The following is a 23,019-nucleotide window of genomic DNA, read 5'->3' as shown; positions in this document are numbered from 1 at the left end:
TAAATTTCCAATCAAAGGTTCTGCTTACCGTCTCAATAGGGATCCCAAAAATCCCGGTTTAGCGGGTTCCGGCTCCGGTGTTGCTGGTGCATTCTGTTGTTGGTTCGGAATAGCAAACCCTATAAAGTTCCGTTTGCCGAGTTGCTGCATGAACGTAAAGAGCGATGTTTCTGCCTCTTTACGAGTCAACTGGTACTGTTTTTGGACTCCCTTTATAATCTGCGAAATTGTATGCTTGCCATCGCACATCTGCCACACATACGTTCCGATAGAATCCAATACGATCACCCGTTTATTAGGGAGCATAAAGAGTTTACCGGCGAGTCGAAGCCAGAGTTTATCTTTCTGTGGAATGACGAGTGAGGCTTCGCCTTTATCGTCTATTTCCCAAGTTATGAGTTGGTTCCGCACAGGAAACGACTTCATCACCTGAGTCCGGTCCACATCGGGACGCTTCTTAATTTTGAGGGCGTATAAGATTCTATTTAGCATTTTTTATAGTATCGCCTGTCGGTTATTCGTGTGGCAGTTGCAACCTTTCTAACCGTCACAGTGCTCTCTTTACTGAAAACCGAAAACTGAAAACTGACAACCATTAATGGCATTCAATGCTTTCAGCAACCTTCTGGACAGTCGGCGACGCATTGGTACTGCCAATAGACTGAATAACATAGATACGGTTGGAATGATTGCATCGCCAGAGATGAAACACAAGTGCTGTCCGCTTCGATAGTTTGTCGAGCATCAGCACGGGACTGAACGGTATACCGTCGTAAAGTCGTGTCTGTTCTCCAATAAGCGTTAGCCGTTCATCCTCTGAGTCTGTCTCAGGTTTTACTTCAAATCCGTAGCCACGAATTGCTTTTGCGTATTTGGCGCGAAACCATGCTTCCAATGGGTTCGGTGTGTCTTTATAGTCATTCAGCATGACTTCTGCCGGTCCATACCGTTCGACGCTAAGACGACCTTTGTCCGGCGGTGAAAAATCTAAATCTTCTACTGAACCATTATTCCGTAGGCGACTGCTCGCCAGTTTAGCAAGTTTTACCACACTTTGAAAACGAACGGGCTTTGCAGCGAATGCGAACAGCAGGTAGCCACTGAGCAGTTTCTGACGTTCCAATTTGTATACTTTCGGAACACCGAGTTTGAGTCCATAGGCACTCCACAGCGTCAGTGGTGCGTCGCCTCGGTCTACAATTGATTGGAAAATCCGCAAGACTGTGGGTCGCCAATTCTCTTTCAACCGTCCCATCACCTGCACAATTGTGATCCGTTTTCCGGTGTGGAAAATCAACCCATTGGCGCGTATGCTTCCCTTCCAACTAAAGCCGAGAACGGTGCGTCCCTTAAAGAATTCATCTTCTTTAATGAGGTTAACGTTCCGACGGAAAGAGAGTTCGCCGCCTTTCTTGTAAGTCTTGCGAATCAACTTGAAATATTCATCGAGTGTCGCGTGAAGGTCTGGCTTTTTGCGTCGGGTATGCGCCCATTTAAGTTCAAGACGAGGCATCTCTTCGTCATCAAGACGGAGGTACCCCGTCTTTTGATCTCCACTGAGTCCGCTGAGTTCCCATGTTGTGGGTATTTCCAGCTCTATGCCTGCCCAACCAAAATTAGTCCAGTCCATCTTAATAGTTATCAGGTTATTGGCTGTCAGCCATCAGCAGTCAGCAAAGAGAAGACCAAGAGGGAGACCTTCATGAAACCTCTTGGTTTCCGATAGCCGATAGCCGATAGCCATTAAAACGGTTTGACGATAACGGCTTTGGAGACAAGTGCGATTGCCACAGTTCCCATGCCGATGAGACCGACACCACACGTAAACCCTGCTGCGAGTACCGGATTGAACATATACCAGCGTTTCATTCCGAATCGCTTAATCATGTAAAACCGTCCAATGATTGCACCGAGGAGTCGAGCAACCATACTTCCTGGGTCTGCTCCAATGCCGCCTATAATACCGTAGAACCACATTGAAGGCATTTTGAAGACCCACAGCATCCCGTAGATTGCGATGCTTCCGGTAAATCCAGCAGTGACGTAGTCCCCCCGAAGTGCTTGAAGCATCTGGCTATTTCCATCCCGCAGCGACGTTTTCATGAGACACTCGTTTGTGGCGTTAATGGGCCACATCATCTGTGCGTATGGATACTGTGCACTGGGGATAGGTGCGATCTTCCAAATAAAGTGTAGCACCACAATTCCACTGACGATTAGGATTGGCATAATCAAGAGCGTGCCAGCAAGGTTTGAAGTGAAAGTTGTACCTGTCAATTCAAGGACTCGCCAACTTTGCGTACCACGTCCGTAATCTTCGTCTGGTAACGGTGCGAACCAGATATCTATCTCTTCATAACGACTCAAAATAAAGGTAATTTCGTGTAGATACGGTATCTCAAAGAGGTCGCGTCCCAATACCCCGAAGGTTCGGGCAGTAACATACGAATTAAGCGGTGTATATAGGAAGGCGAAGCCTAACAGGAAACTCAACGGGAAATTCGGGACCATCCAGTGGATGAGCCAGACGAACCCACCCATACCGATAAGCCAGAGTAATCCCATCAACCATATCGGGAAGTCGCCACGGTTCGGAGGTGGAGCAAAGGTGCCGCGTTCACCTGCAGTTTTCCTGGATTTCTGCATTTTAAAGAGCATTGGAACTGAAGCCGCCAGTCCAACGATTGCAAAACTGAATGATTTCCCCATGTTGCAGCTAATCCAGAAATCCAGCCCATTGTACAAACCAACACCACGGACATCTAAACCGGGTTGCCACTGGTGGAGAATCTCATTTCGGTACAGAATGTGAGGGTTCAAGACAAATTGCGTTGCCATTGACGCAATAAATTCTGTCATCACAACTGGGAACGGCAACACGAACCCAAAGAGCATCTGTCCGAAGTCAGTGTGAAGGGCAAAAACGCCTGTTGGTGCGATACTTTCAATACTCTGTGTGAAGTCTATCCACGGAATCTTCAGAATCTGAATCGGCTGGCTCATCATCACACCTGTGAGCGCAGGCACACCGATATAGAGGAACCCCCAGATGAGGCCTGCCATAGAACCGATGGAGAAGACCCGCCATCGCCAAGTTTCTTCTTTTCCTGTCGTTTCTGCAAGTGCGGTTGCGCCTTGTGCACTGATCGGTGCCATTGGATAGGGAAGTCGTTCAAGGTCCGCCGTGAGTCGGAACAAGATATATTGGGCACTAACAGATCGCAAAGTTCCAAGAAGTTTTCCAGCAAGATAGATACCGATGGGTAGGAGCCAGTCTGGATGTAGCAGACTTCGCGTGAGCACGCCGACGGAATCACCTGCTGGCACGATCCAGTCTGGTATTTTGTCTGCGATTTCGTAGGATGCCGCCTGCGGGGTATTGATGAAGTAGGCGTACCAGATAAAGTTCCGGTATTGCAATCCACTTCCGACCGCCGCGCCTGTTAATCCGAGGAGCATATAAAGCTCCTGTCGCCGGGCAGTCGTGAAAGACCGCCGCGCGAGCTCGGTGAATAGAATAACGGCAACCCAAGGTGCTGCGCCAGCACCGGATTGGCCGGATACATAACTGAGATAGATGGAGCCTGGCATCATCAGCAAGCCAACGAAAAGTGCTCCGACAAACACCTTAACCGTTAACCCTGACTCAAAGGTACGGATACCGCCTTCCATGTCGTATCGCTGCGCCCAAGCTTGCCATTCATCTGCTTGTGTTACTCGTTCTCTTGCCAAATTGAGTGTTCTCCTTCCATTAGTTATCGGTTATCGGTTATCAGTTATCGGTAAGAAAATTTTCTTTCTGACAACCGATAGCTGACGACTGACAACTAATCCTTCTCTTCGTCGCTGTCTGGGTCTCGCAATTCTTCCCAGAAATGTGCCGTGAAAATGCCAATTATCAACACAAGAGCTGATAACATCTGCCATTGCCAACGCCCTCCAAGAGCGAGAATACTAAACAGCCATAGCAAAGTGCCGACGATGATAATAAAACTTGCTACTTTCTCCACGTTTTTTGTCCTTTTTTTGATTCGCAATCTGTAGGGGTTAGGTTTCCCAACCCGTGCGGACGAGGTGACCTCGCCCCTACACTGCTTCTGTTTAATCTGCTGGAGTTGGTGCTGGTTCCATCTGTGCTGTTTCTTCCGCCGAACTATCTGTGCCTTCAGTTCTGCCGCGTTCATGGAACTCTGATCGAACATCGACACTAAACGTCCGCCAAATCAGGAGTTGTTTCCGCAGTAGGTTGAGGAACCGTCGATTCACTCGCTTCCAAGAGGCGATCTCACCACTCTCGCGATGTACATCCAACGTAATCTTGTAGAGGTCCTCCTCTTCACCACCCGCTGGGGATGTGACGAATTGAATAGACTGACTCACACCCAAATCATAAGGTGCTAACCATACCATCATCCCGATTTGATAGGAATCCTCTGCTTCCAGTTGACTGAAAGCAACCTGATCCGTGTAGAAGTCGCTGGCGGATTCGTCTGCGTGCGCCTCAAAGTAATCTCGCATAAAGACGTTCAACCCAAGTGCTTCTTCTTCAAGGACGGTGAAAGGCAGATTGAAATGCCATACGTCGCCCTCAGGTTCAGGGAGTTTCCATTTACGTTCAATATCAGGAACAGCCATCCGTGATGCTTTAATTGCTGGGTACATGGTACTCAGCAGCACCACAGCCATGACGATAATCGTTGCAACAACAGTTGACATTGATGAGTAATTGAGCGTCAATCCGGCAAGCCAACCGAAATGCACGAGAGTTGTCGCTATTGCTTGTCCCATGAGGTAGCCTAACACCGCGCCGACAATCGCATAGACGCACGCCTCTGCAAGGAAGAGGAAGGCGATATGCACAGGCGCGAGGCCCACAGAACTGTAAATACTAATTTCACGAACCCGTTCATAGACGGCGCCAAGCATGGTGTTGAGCACGATAAGTGCTGCGATTAAGATTGGAACAAATAGGTTGCCCATCCCACTGAAACTCGTCATCCCGATACTGCTGTAGAGGTATGTGTCTTTATCACGCCCGACAAAGAAATCAAGTGCGATGCGGTTCATAAGTGGTGCCATGATGAGGTCCAACTTATCTATCGCGCCGAGCAATTTCGGGTCGTCATCTCTCGGTTCCATATTAACAGCGACGCTTCGGAGCGTCCCGCCTTGGTTCATAACGACCTCATAAGGGAGAATGGCAATACTGTCTGGTGTGAGATGGAGATATTTCTGTAATTCACCTTCAAGGGTTTCATCACCAGTAGCACCGCGGCTCCGCTGCTGTTGCATCAATTGATAGTCAACAGGTGTGAGTTCCTCACCATCGTTATCGGTCAGGTCTTTGAAACCGATCCCGAGTACACCAACAACGGTGAAGTCGGCACCGTAAACAGAGACGGTCGCTTTCCCCATATCGCTTTCGGTGATTTTCAGCAATTCTGCCATCCCTTTGGGCAGCACAATGGCGTAGGGCCACTCTGTGGGCCATTCATGGGCATCTGCCGGGTTGAACCATTTTCCGTATTGGAGGTACCTGTCAATACCGCTGACCCCTGGTTCTGCTTCGTTCATACCGACGAGCATGTTTGCCGCGAACGTCAACGCTTCACCGGTGAGTTGATGTGTCGGTGGTGATGAATCTGCCGGGTTTGGCGTACGTGTAAGTTGAACAAATGATTGATCCCCTGTGCCTGAAGACTGATACCACGCACGCGGAGCTACGACGTTCCGGACAGTCACAATCGATTCTTCGTCTACCTGTTCAATGAAACCCCCTTGTTCTAAAGCGGCAGTTGCTGCTGGAATGTCAATCGGTTGTTGTCCCTGCTTAACGAGCAGTTCGTTCTTACGCTCCAGCAGTCTTTCTAAGGCTGTGAGTGTGATCTGCGTTTTCTGCATGTCATTTAGCACAGAGGTAAGCACCGGTTCTTCAAGTGGGCGCCAGTATTGGTCACGGATAAGAAGTCCTGTATAGCGCGGTGTCACCTGCGGCAAACTCGTTCTATTCGGATGCATAAACGTCCGCACGGACGTAAACGAGATGACCGTAAAGGTAAGGATGACCAACGTGCAGCAGGTCAGGATCGTACGTCCTTTTCGTTTTCGCATATTGGAAATACCCAAACTAAACGCTGCTGCGCTTGCACTCAACCTGCCGACATCAGCTTTATAAACCTTGTTCCCTTCTTGGCGGATTTTTTCGAGTTGCTCCTCAAATTTCCGGACAATAATACTGATAACGATAACGGTTAAGGCAAGTACAACGAAAGCAATCAAAATAATCACAGGGGTCGTCGTAATCTGGAAGGCAGGGTGAACTTGGCTTAAGAAGAAAAACACAAGTAGAAAGATACCAAACGATCCGATAATCTGCTTGTGGATGTTCGGGAAACCGAAGATGAGCCGTTCCATAAAGTAGGCAAACGGCATCAGCAAGGCAAGATAGAACATTACGCCGTTAACGACATCGTTACCCGTCTGTTTGACATCTGGATATGCGCGTGATTCGTAACCCCACGCGGCACGTGCGAGTTTAAGTGCCTGTTGGTAATCGCTTTGAAGCAGCTCGGTCTCCGCGCGTGCGAGGTATTCATTCGCGAATTGATGGAGTTTATCGAGGCGGTCGCTGGAGATACCGAACCGTTTATAGAGTCGCGATCGGTTCTCATCAAGCCACCACATATCACGAACAACGACGTAGGGTGTAAGACGGATCTGTCCATTTTCACGGACGACAAACCCTTCGCCGGTGTAAAGCGTCGGGTTCTTCATACCGCTCTTTGTCGCCTTAATGAGTAGGAGACGTTTGCCGATCTGTCCGTAAGCCATTCCGACTTTAATGCGAGTGTTCGGTTCGCTATAGACGAGGGCAATGGGTTCAGCTGCGGAGACCCCTTCCTGCTGCCACGGTTTGGACATTCCGAACTTCTCTGGCGCGCTATCGGTGAGTGCGTCGTAGACTTCAAGCTCTCGCAATGTCCGTAGATACCGTTGGTCCACCAAGTCGTAGATAGTTGTAGACACGCAAGGGAACGCAACGACACGACACCCGCGTCTGCGGGTATTGATTGGAACTTTATTCGGTAGCAGTTTCGCACCGTAATTCCCCAAGTCCGGGGCATAGACGATGTCCCCGGAATCCGGATCAAGAATGTATGCTTCGACCTCTTGGGCACCACCGAGGCGACGTGTTGCTCTGCCTTCCATGGCTAATCCAGCGACCTCAAAGTTCCCCTTGTTATCGCCCATCACAAACAGATCACCACGCACACCCATCATGGATTTGTGCTTTCTGCGGAGTGTCAAAATAGGATAAGGCACCGGTTTGTTCGGTAGTGCGGACTCGCGCGCATCGAATTCAACGACATCGCCGAAGAGGTTACAGTAGAAATTTCCGACGCGTGCTGCAGTGGGCATCTCTTCATCGCGGAGGGCTTGGATAAGTAGTGATGCCAGTGTCTGCGCTTGTTGATGGAGGTTGCCATCTTCCTGCAAATCGACGCGTTCAATTGTATCGAGCGGCGTATCCGTTAAAACACGGGCATCTTCAATAGTCGCAAAAGCGATGCCAGTTTTTCCAACAAGTGTCGCTACCTCGCTGTCAAAGGCGATCTTACCCGGTATATAGGTTTTCCAAGTCTTTCCACCACTTGCGGAGATGGCGTTAACAAAGTTCGACTCGCCACCGAGACCCGCAATTGAAATGAGGGTTCTAATGTCCTCAATTTCGTCCTCGGAGAAGGTATCTGGATCTTCATACCGAAGTCGAAGCATGGCATCTAACTGTTCACGTGTACGGATATTGTTCTTCCGATTTTTCTTTGCTGTACGGACATCGTTTCGAATGAAACGCTCTACCTCTTTACGGATATAATCCATATCTTTGAGCATATCCTCAGAGGGTTCGCCTTGATTGCGCCACTGCTCAAACTGCATCTTCATGAGTCGACTCACACCGCTGAGTCCTGTGAGTTTGTTGAAGTGCGAACTCAACAGTGTTTCAAGCGTTTTTCCTTCAAGGGCGGCTTTGTCAGAGATTCCGTTTGCGACCGTCCATTGACGGGTCAACACGGCTTGTCGGATTTGGTCGTCTGTCCACTGCCAAAGTTTACGAACACGGACACCGAAATCGGCATCTTCAGCGTAAGAGGCAAGTTTATTGCCGATACTTGCAAATTCACGTCGCAGAACAAATTCGGGCTGTTGATCGTAGAACCATCCCTTGTTGAACACCCCGAACTGATTCGACTGTGAAGAGAGGTCAATGCTAATATAGAGGGAGGTGTAGTAGCGGTTAAACAGATCTTGGAGGGCAATAGCCGCCTCGATCTGTCCGAGTTTCCGATTGTATTCGTTGGTGTCAATGCGCAACATTTTTTCAACGCGGCTCTGAATGTTTCGGAAACGTGCGTTTCGTAGGGTTAGTAGATTATCACGTAGGAGCACCTTGGTCTCGTCATCCAAATCGGTATCTAATGTGGGTAACCGTTCAAAGAGGTTTTCGAGTGCGATAATATCTGCGTCCGCTCGCTTTTTGACGATTGCTAATAGTGCTGTTTCGCTAATATGTGATGCGATGCGAGAGCGTAGCGAAAGTGCCTTTTCGACTTCTTCCTCTGAGAGATAATTTTCCAAAATGAGGCGTTCTTCATCCAAATATTCCCGCCCTAATGTTCCCGCTGTTGCGATCAAGTGCTGGATGCGTGTTTGTTCCAGTCGGGCGTTCCGAAGTGCAATTTCAAAGATACCTTGTTTGTCCTTGAGAATGTCTGCTATTAATATAGTGATATCAGCGGTGTCTTCAGATTCGGTTAACCGCTGGCGAAGTTGGGTGTCAATAGTATTGAGTCGTTCAAGTCCGGCTTTCGACAAAAATTTACCGCCATAAATCGGAGAATCACCGCTCAGTTTGCCCATCGGTGTTTCCTTGAGTTTCCGAATGCTTGTTTTGATCTCGTCTTCAATCGGTTGGCTGTCAGGTATTTGTGCGAGAACCTTTTCAAGTAATTGGACCTCTCGTTGGATTGCGACTTCTTGGGAGTCGGCAGCATCGCGTAAAACACTGCGTGCGTCTTTCACTTTATTGAGTGAGTGTAGGTCAAGATGCCGGTCGAGTATTTTCTCGGGGGTCCACATCAAGGTAAATTTGCTCTTGTCGCTCAGTTCCCAGTTTGCAAGGGTTTTGTTAAGCATCTCAAGGTCAGGCATGAGTTCTTGCGGGAGGTCTTCTGGCACAGGAATTTGCCAATCTGAACCTTGTTGTACGGGGAGGAGGTATGCGTGATTTGGATGTGTAGCATATTCATTAATGGTGCCGGTTTCTATGGCGCGAATGAGTTTCTCTACCGCCCATATATCGAGGCGAGCTATCGGGAGCGCGAGCGTTTCAATCAATTCGCGCTGTGCGGATCGACTTGTGTCAAGTGCAACAGTGCGAACTTCAGTTAATCTTTGAACGATGTCTCGGAGAAAGTGGGTCGTTTGCAGGGACTCTTTCTTTGAGCGTGCAAGATTTACCAACAAGCGACTCTTTTCTTCACCCGTGAAGCCTTGCTTCTCACGTTTTCGGTTTCTATCTGTTTGTTTCTTTTGGCGTTCTGAGAAGTCCCGCTGTTGCGCGGTGAGGTTTTCGATTTCAGAGCGCGTCTCTGACAAACCGTCAAGCGTTGTTCCGAGCGAGTCCAAATCAGCCTTTACCCGATGTATACCGTGGAAGAAATAGGCAGGGAGATCAACGAGGACGCTCCGGTCAATGGAGAGTAGGAGTCTTCTGCCCAATTCTTCAAATTCAATGATATCAGTAGAAAGCCCTCGGCGGAGTCCATGCATTGTTGGCGTACCCGGTGAGTCTGTGGCAGACCCCACAATGTCTTGTCCGATACCTTCCATAAAAGCACGCATTCCAGCAAGTCCTTGAAAATGTCCGTCAATTGCGACAAAGAGGACGGAGTAGCCCGGGCGATACTGGGGTTGACTAAAGAGGCGAGCGAGTTCCATCAAGGTTGCGATACCACACGTCGGATCTGCACCGGGTGCCATTGCGGGCACAACAGACATAGAGTCATAATAAGCGGTAAGGACAATGAGTTCGTCGCGTAGCGTCGGGTCTCCACCTTCTAAAAATCCGCGTATGTTCTGTCCAACACGGCGTTCCCACGTCATCTTACCTCTAACACGGACATTAACCTGATTCCCTTGCGCCTGTTCCGATTCAAGTAGATTGGTGAGAACATCCGCGTCTTCTTTGGAAAGCCAAAATCGCGGTATGTTGGCGGGGACGGTACCGAACTTGTTTTCTGCTTCCCCTCGAATAGTGGTTTCGGGTTCAATAAAGATGACAGCCGTGCCACCGAGCATCGCGGCGTTGATGTAACGGGTACTGGAGTTAAAGTCAAGGAGGACTATAGCACCTTTCGGGATGAAGATGTGTGATTCGCTCGCGGCGACGAACTCGCCTGTTTCATCGACCTGTCCATCGTTGTTGTTATCGATTCCATCGGTAGCGTCGCCAGGGTTTTCATCCGTCCAACCATCTGCATCGTTGTCAATACCATCTGTTGCCCATCCCAGAATTTCCGAGAGCAGCGGTATTTCGCCATATTCGTCAATGGTACCGTCTTCATCATTATCAATACCGTCGGATGCTTTTTGCAGGTGTTCGTTGAGTATGTCGTCAGTAATGCTGGCTTCGGTGATGCGGTAGCGGCGGGCAAGAGCTGTGAGAGTGTCTCCATCTTGAAGTTTATACCAGAATCCACCGATGCTTGTGCCGTTGAAATCAGCAAGTTCGCCATCATCACCATAAAGGAGGGGGCCGGACAAACCACCTGTTGGAACGAAAACTGTACTCCCTTCAACGATAGGGGTTGGTAAAAATTTGTTCCGTTCGTTTGCGAGAATAGTCGCTTCAGGGACTTGGTAGCTTGAGGCTATATCTTCAAGTGTTTCGTCAGCTAAAACGGTATGTTTAATACCATCTGCTAACAGGGAGGTACGAACGAGGTTGGGCCAGAGTGGTGTAAGTTTAAAGGTGTGCAGCACAGTGTTTTCAGCGGAGAGCACTTCAACAACACTGTCTCTGTGGTCGACCGGCACAGTCACAGAGAATTCTCGGCTTTCCACGTTTTGCAAGCCGATCTCAGCGAACCGGTCAAAGATGTATTTACTACCACTCGCAGCTTGCGGATAGCCTGTTACGCGGCTATCAAGGCTTGAGAGGCGTGCAAGGTCCTTTCGAATGTTGCCGATAGAGAGGTCATCCCGAATCTGAATGGCTGCAGATTGCATGCCAGTACTGGAAATTGCTTGTGCGTATGCAGTATCCCAAGGTTGCCCAGTCAAAAGCAAAACAGAAAGGAGAAGGGTTAATACATTTATTAGAGCACTGAAGCGTAGCGAGTATTGCTCGCGCCTACCACAAATTTTCATCCGATTTGATTTACGGACTGGAAACCCCTGAACACATTCAGGAGACGAAAGTCCGTCCTCCTTATGTATTTTTTTCAAAAAAAGGATTAAACCTTTTTTCACTTCGCACGCCTAATATCTTGAAGAGCAGCGATTTTTTAGATGCCATACGTCTCTTAGAAACTCGACAATGTTTGTTTACTTGAACAACGCCTCAAACGAAATGTGCCTGAAGTCTATTCAGATACATGAGCATCCGTAGAGAGGCTTCCCACCTGCAGTGGCGGATGAGTAAAGTTACGAGTTTCTGAGACAGCGAAAGTAGAACAGTCGAGTAGGAAGGTCTTAATAGGTTCCTCTGACTTGAGTCAGTGGATATTTGGTGTTGTAAAGTTTCCCACCTTTTTCTGGTTTTTCAGATTTTCCATCCGTGACGCGTTCGGGTATTCTCACCAAGGACACCGCGCGCGACGAAGAATATACCGCTCACTTTCCGCTCACTTTTAAATAAAAAATGCGATGCGGTTTGTATATCTTCTACGTCTCGATTTTGCTGTTCTTTATCTTATAATCTTATATTACCTTTTTAAAGACCTAAAGGGTCGTGAAATCACCACTTTCACTATAAATTTCCGATTCTTCGGAGCCTTTTGGCGTAATTTTAGGAAGCGTAATACGTACATTCTATACTATTATCACAATTTTTGTCAAATTAAAATTTGCATTTAAGGCTTTTTTAGATTAAAATATATTTCGCGCCTTGCCTCTCATTGAAGCACCATTCTCTTAAAACCATACTTTGCTGCCACACCGCAGCGATGCTAAAATTAAAAAAACTCAGCGGCAATATAACACTCCCCTGCTGTCTGATAAAGGAGCCAAACGTGGCAAAAGAATCAAAGGACTCAAGTACTGACAAGGTTATCTCACGTATAAAACTGCGTCGTCGTGAATTGGAGTTAACGCAAACAGAACTCGCAAAAGTGGCGAATCTAACGCCTGCTGCAATCTCGCAATTTGAATCGGGAGCCAGAAAACCTTCGTTTAGGACGCTTTCAAGCCTTTCTGATGCCTTGAAGGTTACGACCGATTACCTCCTTGGAAAAACTGAAAAAAGTTACGGCGATCTCTTAGCCGATCCGAAGATGAGTGCTATGTTCAGGGGCATGATGGAATTTTCGGAGAAGGATAAGGAAACACTCTACGAATTCTACGAATTTCTCAGAACGAAAGCAGAAGCACAGAAGACAGAAGAACTCTCCTCAAACGAAGAATAGCATGCTCCACACTAAAGAAGTCCTGCCGGTTAGCGGGTAGGACAGAGGCAAATTTTTCCAAAATTTTGGCGATTCTCCAACAACAGGTGTGCCTCATCCGCACGATGGAGTGGCAGAACTCGGTCAATAATGGGTTCGAGTTTCCGTTGTCCAGCGAGTTGGACGAGCGTTCGGAGTTCAGTCACCGTGCCGAGGGCAGATCCCATCACTGTGAGCTGCTTCTGATATAACTTTCGGATGTTAATTGTTCCGATATTGCCTGTTGTTACGCCACACGAAACGAGCCTCCCGTTTTTAGCAAGGCTCGCGATACTCTGTTCCCATGTTGCAGCCCCAACGTGCTCAAGAACAATATCTACCCCTCGCCCATCTGTTACGTCGAGTACCACCTCTGAGAAGTCTATATCCTTGTAGTTAATCGTAACGTCCGCACCCATTTTCCGTGCGCGTGCAAGTTTCTCATCGCTGCTTGCTGTGGCAAAGACTCTGGCACCACTCAACTTCGCGATCTGCAACCCCGCACTTCCGACACCACCGCCTACACCAAGAATTAAAACATCGTCCTCAGGGCGAAGTTGTGCCCGCGTCATAAGCATGTGCCATGCTGTAAGATAGGCGATCGGCATCGCAGCGGCATTAACGAAGGACAGCGCGTCCGGTATCTGGATAGCGTTTTGAGCGGGTGCTTTCACATATTCTGCGTATCCACCATTCGTTTGGAAACCGATGAGTTCTTGCGTGTCGCACAGGTTTTCCGCGCCGCTGTGGCAGTCGCTACAGACCTTGCACGGGATACATGGCGCGAGGACAACCCGATCCCCAATGGCTACGCCGCGTGCCGCGTCTCCAATTTTAACAATTGTCCCAGCGATGTCGGAGCCAAGTATATGCGGTGTCTCGCCCCGTTGAAACTTCTCCGCAATCTCTGGTCGGTTCCGTCGGGCGTGAAGGTCCAGATAATTCACCGCACAGGCTTCGACTTTAACTAATACCTCGTTAGCATCAAGTGTCGGTTTCGGCACGTCTGTATACTGAAGTACCTCTGTGCTACCTTGTTCTGAGAAAACAATCGCTTTCATATTTTTTCGTTGGCTAATGGAGGAGAAAGGGGCAATAGGTAGAGCAAACTTTTGGTTAGCAGCCTAAAGCCTATGTAATTCACCTAAGCAATCAAAAAGTCCTAATGTCTGTAATTCTCTGGAGATATAATTGAGGACAGCCTCTTCCAAGGCAAAAGGGTAAGTAAGTCCGTGCTGTTCTGCAATGTCCGGTCCACAACGTTGCATAATGGTTGCCAACCGGAGATGTGCTCTCGCAATACTGTCTCTATCAATGCCTTGCATTGTTAGGGCAATCTCAATTTCCTCCCTAAGTGCTTGCGGTAAGAACACATTGATGTTCTTTACACCTCTATCCCTCTGTTTTCCATTTCCTATAATTAACACCTCTGTGAGCGATGTCACGACAAATGTAGTCCCCATAAATCCAGCGATGTGCTCCTCACGTCCCAAAACTGTAGGAAGGATGGCAAGTACACGCCAGAACTCGTTGATGTGCTGCTTTAATGTTGGTGCAACATCCTGCGGTTCGTCGTTTCTACACGCCGCTTTAAATTGGATACAACCTTCAACGGCAGATAACACGCGAACACTGTTACGCTCAAGGGAAATTGTATTTCCTACATGTATCCAAACATCAAGCCGCAAGCCTATTGTCGTGATACAGGTTATCATCTGTCCGGGGAATGTATCTCTAAAGAGAACCAACGGCTGAATGTCGGATAACCAAGATTCCAGTCCCTGTTGGAAAGCTTCCTTATTCTCTTTGGCAACTAATAAATGGATATCGATATCTGAATATCTATCGGCGGCACCCCTTCCGAAGCTCCCTTCGAGCCATGATGCCAAAATATGCGCGTCTGACGCGGCTTTATCTACAAGCGCATTCAGGTATTCTTGGTGCATTCTTCAAATCCTTACCATGAATTTTCAGTCGCGCTATTTTGGGGGAATAGGCACAGTAATTTAACCGTAGGCACCGTGATTGAGGAAGCCGAGTAAACGACGTAAGCGGGGACTTGCGTCTCTGTAGACAGAATCCGGCATGTTATAGTTCATAAATGGATAATATTTATGCCCAACAAGGCGACGCCCGTATGTCACCTGTGTAATATATCGGATGCGCTGAGTCTGATTAGGTCCCCCGCGATGCCATACCTGATTGTTGAACATGATAACACTTCCCGCTTTTCCGAGGTTATACTGGACTTTATCCTCCCACTCTGTTCCTTCTATCGGGTTCGGGGGTGACGCACCAAAAAGATGGGAGCCCGGAACGACTTCTGTACCACCGTGTTCAATCTCGGTGACATCGGTGAGATAGTAATTCGCTGTAAAGAGCAGTACCGGCAGCCGCACGTTCTTTGGCGGTTCACCCTCTGTTACGATGTAGTGCGGTGCGTCGTCCTGATGCCAAGACGTAATCCCGCCGCCGGGAAACGTTTGGAACGAGTTGTTGTGAATAACATGGCAGTTTTCCGCAACGAGTGCTTCAGCGAAGGAGACAATCGGTTCGAGATCAAATAGGCGGCGATTCGCTTCGCTGTGTTCAAACATCCGATGACTCAAGTGCATGCGACCGCCGGGGCTTCCACCATTTAAACCGTTCGGATCGTTTTTGAGTGCCCACTCTAAATCCTGTCGCAGTTGCGCGCAGTGATCAGGGGTCAAGACATTTTGCAAAAACAGACAGCCTCGCTGGTGGAAGGTCTCCACCCATTCCTGAATTTGTTCATCACTGACAACCTGATCTGCTAAGTAGGTTGTTTGTCCCATTTTTCTACCTTCCCTCGTTTTTTGTGCCTGTGGATAGAGATAAAAGCAATTTGAAAGAGGGGCTGGAAGGGTGGAAGCGTAGAAGAATGGGTGCCCAATCTTCCTATCTTCCAAACTTCCATCCGCCATCTTTTTGCTAACCCATCGCGGCGGCGACGATGATACCGAGTGAGACGAGAACACCCGCAACAGCAATGCCAGCAGCGGTGTTGTTCTCTTCGGCAATCTGACGGTTTAGATCGTAGGGGGTCGCCATATCGAAGACTTTATAGCCTATCATCAGAATTATTAAACCGACGATACTAAAAACGATGCCTTCAATGATGAAACCGCCTAAGACTTTGAAGTCTACCATCGGAACCTCTCCGGATGCCGCGTCGGATTGAGCAATAGCGTTATGTGAAAACAGCGTAAAGGCGACAATTGCCACGGCAACCAGAATGAATGTGGTGAAAACGATCTTTTTAGCCATTTTGTAGCGTCTCCTTATTTGGGCGGGATATAAAAATTTACCCCCGCTTGTATCTGCGCGTAGGGGTTAGGTCACCCAATCCCTACTACTGTGTCTGTGTCAAAAGCTCGAACTGCACATCCGTAGTGGTGTGCAGATATTTTATCAGTATAGCGTCCTTATCTTCAATATAAAGCCATCCGGATCCAACATCTTCAAGCGACTTCACAGCGGGCACCTCAATTTCAGCGTATTTATTCGATCCGTTGACGGGTTCAGAATCTTCAGAGGATGTGTCCGTATCAGTAGGAGTATCATCGGTAGGCGATGTGAGTTCATATCGCGACCGGAGTGCTTGTGGCGTACGTCCGCAACCAACGATGAGTGAGTAGCTTGTTTCATTCTCAGCGTAACTGAGCTGCCAGTTCAACTGATCGGTGTCGGTTAAGGTAAGTTTCTCCACTCTTGCCCCGGAACTGACGTGTATCTCACCCGTGATAAGGGTCTTTATACCCGGGTCAAGTCCTCGGAGTGCGTAAACATTCGCCATAATGTCTTCGGGGTTCAGATGCGGTCCTTTGCCTTCGGTGCAGAAACCGTAAAATCCATCGGGATAGGTGCCTTTGAGTTCACCGTCTTCCCACTGCTGATGCATTGCACTTATTGTAATACCCTCAGCAATCTGGAGCCATTTTTCATCTTCGGTGTGCTCGTTCAACCGTTGTAAGTAGTAGGCGAGAACCAACCCATTCCATTGAACAGGGACACCGAACCACGGGTGCGTATGGAAGCTCGTCCCGAAAACAGGGATTGAGGCGAACTGCATACCGGGTCGGTCAGACAAGTGCCAGTGGTAGAGGAACGGCAGGGCTGTCTCTGCCCAATACGTTGCGCGCTTGAGATGTTCTTTTTCGCTTGTCAGTTCATAAGCTTCAACATAGGCACCGATAGCCTGAGCGGCTGCGAGAACGTCCGGTTGATACATTGGGCATTCCCACATTTGTGCGCCGCGCGGCACGGAGAATTTCTGAATGAATTTAAGTGCCTTCAATCCTGCCTCACGCGAAGTTTTATTTCCAGTAATTCGTGCGTGTTTGAGGAGTAAATGCGCAGACTCTGCACAGGTACCAAGCACGGCTTCGCCCGGTTCTCCAAGGGAAGTGGTTCGCGCGTTCGTCGGATGCCACCGCCACCCTCCATCGGACGCTTGTGTGGTGATGCGTTGCTGTGTCTCCTCCTCCATGTAAGTTAGTGCGGCATCAATATTGCCGATATAGAAAGGGAACTCCCATCTCAAAATGTGACACGAACCACGTGCTGCCAAGCCTTCTGCTCCAGATTCGGCTATGGTGTTTTTAGCGATTTCTTGCACCCGTTCTTTCACCTGCTCATTTTTTGTCGCGAGGTAGTCGTACCAAAGCAAGGTGCCGAAACCCGGTTCATTTTGAGCTGCCCAGTCTACACAGTGACGAGATTTTCGGGTGTCTTCATCCCAAGTCGTGTGCATAAACCCGTGCCGCGAAAGCAAAACCTCTTCTTCGTCACTACGCGGTGGTGGTAATGGCTTGGGCGTACCGTAAGCATCATTCCAATGGGCTACGGCATCTAAAATAGAGGCGTTTCCATCCACAATGATTTCGCTTTTGATGGACAGCGGACGCGATGCCATCAACGGATACGGAATGGAGGCCTCCGCCTGATTTTCTTGGACCCACGTTGGGACGGTCGGTAGAAATACACCGAGGACGTGATTTTTCTGGGACTGATACCAATTCGGAGAAGCGAATATCGTAGAGAGCATCTGATTCTCACCATCCCAAGTATCCAAGGGGTTCCAAACAATGCCGACTAACGATTTCTGCATTTCTACCGCCATGACCGGCACTGTAATCTTATAGGGGTGCGGCACAAGTCGGTTGTTGAGTGGAGGTGATGCATCACGCGGACTTGAGGAGCGTTCGTCGTTCTCCAGGAATTCAAGTCCGGGGAAGAGTGCAGCCGTTTTCTTCTCACGGTTACGCCCTTGCCCCGCATAAAGCATCGGACCTCGGAAGCCGAGGAGTTCTCTATTTCCATCTGTTTGCAACTTATATTCTGTCTTCACTCGTGTCGCACGTTCAGCGAGCGTCCACTGCATCTCATAAGCCCATTCCACCCCATCGGCATCTGTGTCCGAACCACTTAAACGGATGATGGACTCTCCCTTGTTGTTTCCTGAGAGTTGATAGATCGTAGGCGTGAGTTGCAAAGTTTGGCGATTTTGCGATGCGTCTAAGTAGGTTACCTCAGAGAGGAACGGACTGGTTGCCACCTGTTGATAGTTCCTGCCCTTTGCAACAAAAAGCACATAGTACGCAAAACTGCCAGCCGCCTTTTTGTCGAAGTTGTTTTCATTTTCAGTCTCTGATGTCGCTTCAGTACCACGGACAAAAATGATGCGGAGATGTTTGTTCCCGAACACCACGCTACCATCTTGTGTGTAGGTGTGCAGTTCTTTCACGGCTTTCGTCGTGAGTTTAGGCAGGGCAGGACGAATCGCAACGCTGCCTTGAGCTGTTTGACGCTCTTCTCCCGCTGACGTTTGGCATTTGAGCGAAACAGAAATAGGGATTACAGTGGGATTTGAAAGACGACGAGCTACCCAAAAACTGGAGGTTTCTTCATTCGGTTCAAGTCCTTTGACCGTTTGTCTCGGACGCCCACGCCGTAGTTTCACACCGTTGATAGAGATCCAAGCAGTATCTGCCTTACCGAGTGGCGCACTGCCGACATTCCGAAGCGTGCATTGCACTTCAAAATCTTCACCCGCTGCGACAACTGCGGCTGTCGCACCTACGCTCACAATCTCCAATTTAGGCTGTGCTGCGTAAATGGATAGCTTGATAGGATGTTTTTTCCATTCGTGTGATTCAAGCAGAATATCCCTTAGCGCGGAAACCGATGTTGACGTGGATTGATTGAACTCCTGCAGCTGCGTCGCATCATCGCTGAAGTGTAGGATGGCAAGACCGCATCGGACTTCTGGATCGGGCTGTCTTTTCCTTTTACGGAGAGATGTCTGTTTAAGTTTGCGTAACTGTGGTTTACCCCACAACGCCCACGCGTAGTTGCTGTTGCCTTCTACGCTGCATTCTGTCAAAAATGAGACGACGATTTCTTTCCCAGCGTAGTGTGTCAGCTCTATGCTTTCTTCTCTCCAGTGACACTCCGTTGACACAGATTCAAAGCATCTTTCTGGTGTGGAAACCTCCAAACCTGTGTTCGGCAGATCGACAATTTCAATGGAAAATTTTACACCCCCGGGTGTTCGCGCCGCATCGTCAAATACGACACCATCCCGCAAGCCGATCGAAAAGTGTAAGAAAAGTTTCTCTTTGTCATCGGTATCGGGGAGTGAGAGTGTATAGTCAATTCTCGCGGTTTCTGTTGGGGTTGGATGTTCAAAAATGGCAGGTTTTACCACACCACCTGAGGAATCTGTACCGCTGGCGGATGCTTGCTCTGTCCCAGAAACGGTGCCTTGTTCAAACATCTCTACGAAGTCATAAATTTCCTCAATAATCCCAAGCTCCAACGGTGGAGGTTCAGGTTCCGCTTCAGTATCATCACTTGGGGCTGTTTCGTCTGTTTCTTGCGTTTCAGTTTTTGGAACTTCGCTGTCAGCAACCTGTGGGCTTTCCTCCACGGCATCCTCGATTTCTGTCTCAGGCAGGGCAATTTCCACCTCGTCTTCAGAAGCCGAATCGGCACCTTCTAATGATTGGGGTGCCTCTTCACCTTCAGAGGCATCAAGGTTGGTAACCTCCTCAGGAACGTTATCTTCGTCTGCTTCAGGACTGTCGCCTATCTCGGATGGATCGCTGTCCGTATGCGTTTCGGCATCTTCGTCTGTAGTGACAGGGGAAGCATCCTCTGTCAGCGGTGCTTCCTCCGATGGAGACGGGGCATCGTTCTCTTTGCTTTCCGTGTGTTCGGAAACTGGAGTATCTACGGGATCAGCATCACTTACGGGGTTATCATCCGTTGCGAGTTCCAATTCCGTTTGAGGTTCGTCATCATGCTGTGCATCGTCGGGATGATCGTTTTCTTCCTCCGTTTGTCCGATGCAGGCGGCTAAAAAGTGTTGAAAACCGATGGGCATTTTTTAATTATTCCTTGCGGTTCGGTAAGTTGGGTTGGAAATTTGATGTGCCTTTCCGTATATTCGCCTTCCACTTCGTTTCAGGCTAAGTGCTTTGGCTTACAACCGGCTCCATTTCTGTTTCATCTGCTTCATCTCATCGTTGAGCACGATTTCCACTGAGGACGTTTGCGCAGAAGCCTCAATCTGCCAGGCACCGGATTCATCCTTCAGTACCGGTTTGCGTTGAGCGACAGGCAAAATGCCAAACGGGGCGTGCGGCTCAATTTGGTACCAGTATGCGACGGAAGACGTTTCATTACTGAGGTGATTGCCGTGTCCGTGCTCTATCGTAACCCGAATCTCCTTCTCGAAGCGGATAGGGTTTTCGATGTGATAAACATAAGAGGTCTGGTAGCCATCAGTGTTGTTTTCGTGAATAGCAGATCCGTTGTGTGCATAAGCGTTTTGTTGCATCCCCCACGCTTGGTTAAGGTAGTCCTCTGAACCTGTGCCGTGCAAATCGGGGGGCCATTTGTAACCATCGACCCAGATCATATCATCACCTTCACCCCACCATGTGCCTTGAAAGTTGGTCACTGACAGATTACAACCGATATAGTGCCCTCTACCTTCGGCGGACAGGATAAGGTAATTGTTATCCCACGCGAGTCGTTCGGCATTGATAATATTGGCTTCCGGGGTATTCACAGTAATTTCATGTCCCCATCCGTCACAAGGGTTTTCACGGTGGAATTGGGCATGGAAATAGGCGACATCGTCACCGTGCGGTTCGGGATACAGTTCATAATCGATGTAGAAGTATTGACGGTGGGTTGTATCGCCCTCGTTGACGAGTTCTATCCTTGCACTGCGATTAAAGGGCATCTGCAAGTAGCAATTAAGCGCGCAACCTGTATTGAATGTGTTGTTTTGGTGTGTGGAGGCAGAGAAGGGGATGGAGTCATACGAATTAACGATTTCGTTGCCGAGTCCGAAAAAGTCGCCTAATGGACATAGAACACTCGGATGTTCCTCATCGTCCCAGAACATCCGAATCAGGACGTTTCGGTAACCGTTTGGCTGCGTCATCCAGATATGGTTGATACATCCGGGTCCTTGAATGTCCGCAATAACACGAGTTTCACCGGGTTCGATATTCCATGCATCGTTATTTCTGCCTGTCGTGTCCCACGAGGAGGCGCGTAATGAGCGTGCTTTCTTGACACGCGTCAACGATGACAATAATCCGTCAACATAAGTCATTCAATGTTTTCCCTCTAAAATCCTCACTCAGAACGGTAAGGGTGTATAGTGGTGTGTAAGGCCTTGGTATTTCTTCAGTCCCGTAGGGACGACATCTGTATAGTATCCGTTTATCAAGAGATCCAAGCCCCGTAGGGGCGGCATCTATAATCCGGCAAAAGTCCACGTAACCCGAGATTTAGACAATCACTAACAAAGTACCAACTGTCAAAACTTTTGACAAAATATTTACACGCCTCTCTCAAAATCAATTATAACACATGAATGCCAAAAAGCAACAGAAATATGCTTTTGTCAAGATATTTAGTTGTCCTAAAAAAAAGGTCTTTACTATTGGGCAGGTTCCTCTGTAGATAACTGATCCTCTTCCCATATATCTTCCCATATATCTTCCATCTCTTTTTCTATAGATATTTGGGAACGGATCGCCTCGTCAATTTCCGAGGATTTCTGCCCCAGTTTCCGAGGATTCCAACGTTCCGAAGCAAACAAACGAATCGCCTGCGCTCTATTTGAAATAGAAACTTTATCCCATTGTCCTGTTTTATCATTCAGGAAATCGATCAATTCGTTTTGCGCCATGAGCGGTGCCCTGCGAAAATACTTTTGATTTTTGTATTCAAAGGCTTGATTCGATTTGCTGGCATTCGCTGAGAGTGGGTCAATTGTCAAATTCCCAATACTTTGGAGATAGTTCTCTTTGAATTCTTGAGATTTAAAATCGGTGGTTGATAGGATTGAATCATCTACAACAACGTTACTCTCATTGGGGTTTTGTGGGATGATGTGTTCCATTGAGAATTTTGACCGTGGCTTGGCATTGGTAAATTCGTCATAGGACATTTCAGGATAGCCACCTATTTCTCTGAGATAATTCTCGTATTTCCAAAAGAGATATCGCTGATCATTTAGATTTACATCAGAATAAAAGGAAGGCGATTGAAGAGCGCGTCTGAAAGCAAGATCGCCGCAGTTCGATTGAATAAAATGTCGAAGTTTCCTTATAAGTTGCGGGAAATCCCACTTAAAATCTTTCGCTAGTCCGTAGACGGTCTCACGACCTTTGTCTGCCCTGTATCCGCTAATACTGAGGCGGAAACAAATAATTTCTATTAACTGTGCAATCTGTTTGAAATTATGCTTGGCATTCGATTTGTCCAATTTATAGGTTTTGATAAGCAGAGGGTAAAATGTCGCTTGGCGGCTGAGAGCAAATATGTCAAGAAGGTAAGAATCACTACTTAGAAGCAACGTATTCATAGTTTCAAAACTCTCCTTTAATTCCAAACTGTACGTGTTGATGAATTTCGCTGCATCTTTTATCTTTCGTTCCTTAATTAGGTTATTTATCTGCTGATTAATCATCTGAACGGGATCTTGGTAATCCTTACTCTTCCAGTCTCCAAAAGCAATAAAGTGGTACTGCAGAATCAAATCTTCAGCAGTTTTACCAAATTCACCTCTAATTTTCCCTGACTCTTCAATTTTCTCATAATCTCGGTAAATTTTACTGAACTGATCTTGAAGCCTCTTTAAGCTAATTTCGGCACTTTTCGATGTAAGATAGGTTTTGTGCATCAAGAGACTTTTGACTTTCTCCAAACTAGTAGTCTTTCAATGTTGAGTTTTAGGATATAGTCTTTTTAGTTTTATGCGTGCGTC

The 23,019-nt window shown here is 48.0% G+C and carries 13 protein-coding genes; 1 reads left to right on the top strand and 12 read right to left on the bottom strand.

The annotated features are described in order from the left end of the window. Positions 1-24: 24 nt before the first annotated feature. From OXH39_01105 to OXH39_01085, 5 genes are all read right to left on the bottom strand, one after another. On the bottom strand, positions 25-492 hold the full coding sequence (locus tag OXH39_01105; GenBank protein ID MCY3549027.1) for a PqqD family protein: 468 nt from the start codon (positions 490-492) through the stop codon (positions 25-27). Between the two features lie 103 nt (positions 493-595). Beyond that, the gene (locus OXH39_01100; GenBank protein ID MCY3549026.1) at positions 596-1,630 is read right to left on the bottom strand and encodes a hypothetical protein; all 1,035 of its coding nucleotides are present in this window, start codon (positions 1,628-1,630) and stop codon (positions 596-598) included. A 113-nt stretch (positions 1,631-1,743) separates the two neighbouring features. Beyond that, complete coding sequence (locus OXH39_01095) at positions 1,744-3,732, bottom strand: hypothetical protein (GenBank protein ID MCY3549025.1); 1,989 nt, start codon at positions 3,730-3,732, stop codon at positions 1,744-1,746. A gap of 95 nt (positions 3,733-3,827) precedes the next feature. Next, on the bottom strand, positions 3,828-4,010 hold the full coding sequence (locus OXH39_01090) for a hypothetical protein (protein MCY3549024.1): 183 nt from the start codon (positions 4,008-4,010) through the stop codon (positions 3,828-3,830). A gap of 91 nt (positions 4,011-4,101) precedes the next feature. Then, positions 4,102-11,289, bottom strand: coding sequence for a LysM peptidoglycan-binding domain-containing protein (locus OXH39_01085; GenBank protein MCY3549023.1), 7,188 nt, complete (start codon positions 11,287-11,289; stop codon positions 4,102-4,104). Between the two features lie 1,004 nt (positions 11,290-12,293). On the opposite strand from OXH39_01085, the gene OXH39_01080 reads away from it, so the two are divergent. Continuing rightward, the gene (locus OXH39_01080; protein ID MCY3549022.1) at positions 12,294-12,686 is read left to right on the top strand and encodes a helix-turn-helix domain-containing protein; all 393 of its coding nucleotides are present in this window, start codon (positions 12,294-12,296) and stop codon (positions 12,684-12,686) included. Positions 12,687-12,715: 29 nt separating this feature from the next. Here the strand turns inward: OXH39_01080 and OXH39_01075 are convergent, their stop codons facing one another. The 7 genes from OXH39_01075 to OXH39_01045 all read right to left on the bottom strand — a co-directional run bounded on the left by OXH39_01075 (position 12,716) and on the right by OXH39_01045 (position 22,935). Then, positions 12,716-13,765 carry a zinc-binding dehydrogenase gene (locus tag OXH39_01075; protein ID MCY3549021.1) on the bottom strand — a complete coding sequence of 350 codons (1,050 nt, stop codon included), beginning with the start codon at positions 13,763-13,765 and terminating at the stop codon, positions 12,716-12,718. Positions 13,766-13,828: 63 nt separating this feature from the next. Next, complete coding sequence (locus tag OXH39_01070) at positions 13,829-14,650, bottom strand: nucleotidyltransferase domain-containing protein (protein ID MCY3549020.1); 822 nt, start codon at positions 14,648-14,650, stop codon at positions 13,829-13,831. A 60-nt stretch (positions 14,651-14,710) separates the two neighbouring features. After that, positions 14,711-15,520, bottom strand: coding sequence for a phytanoyl-CoA dioxygenase family protein (locus OXH39_01065; protein ID MCY3549019.1), 810 nt, complete (start codon positions 15,518-15,520; stop codon positions 14,711-14,713). A 136-nt stretch (positions 15,521-15,656) separates the two neighbouring features. Then, entirely contained in the window at positions 15,657-15,992 is a 336-nt protein-coding gene (locus OXH39_01060; protein ID MCY3549018.1) for a DUF350 domain-containing protein, read from the bottom strand. A gap of 85 nt (positions 15,993-16,077) precedes the next feature. Continuing rightward, positions 16,078-20,112: a hypothetical protein gene (locus OXH39_01055; protein ID MCY3549017.1), complete on the bottom strand. Its 4,035-nt coding sequence runs from the start codon at positions 20,110-20,112 to the stop codon at positions 16,078-16,080. Positions 20,113-20,211: 99 nt separating this feature from the next. Further along, positions 20,212-21,357, bottom strand: coding sequence for a DUF2961 domain-containing protein (locus OXH39_01050; GenBank protein MCY3549016.1), 1,146 nt, complete (start codon positions 21,355-21,357; stop codon positions 20,212-20,214). 330 nt (positions 21,358-21,687) lie between these two features. After that, the gene (locus OXH39_01045) at positions 21,688-22,935 is read right to left on the bottom strand and encodes an HNH endonuclease family protein (GenBank protein MCY3549015.1); all 1,248 of its coding nucleotides are present in this window, start codon (positions 22,933-22,935) and stop codon (positions 21,688-21,690) included. Positions 22,936-23,019: the final 84 nt, after the last annotated feature.

The sequence above is a fragment of the Candidatus Poribacteria bacterium genome, assembly GCA_026702755.1.
Taxonomy (GTDB): Bacteria; Poribacteria; WGA-4E; order WGA-4E; family WGA-3G; genus WGA-3G.
This window is presented reverse-complemented; position numbering and strand designations above follow the sequence as displayed.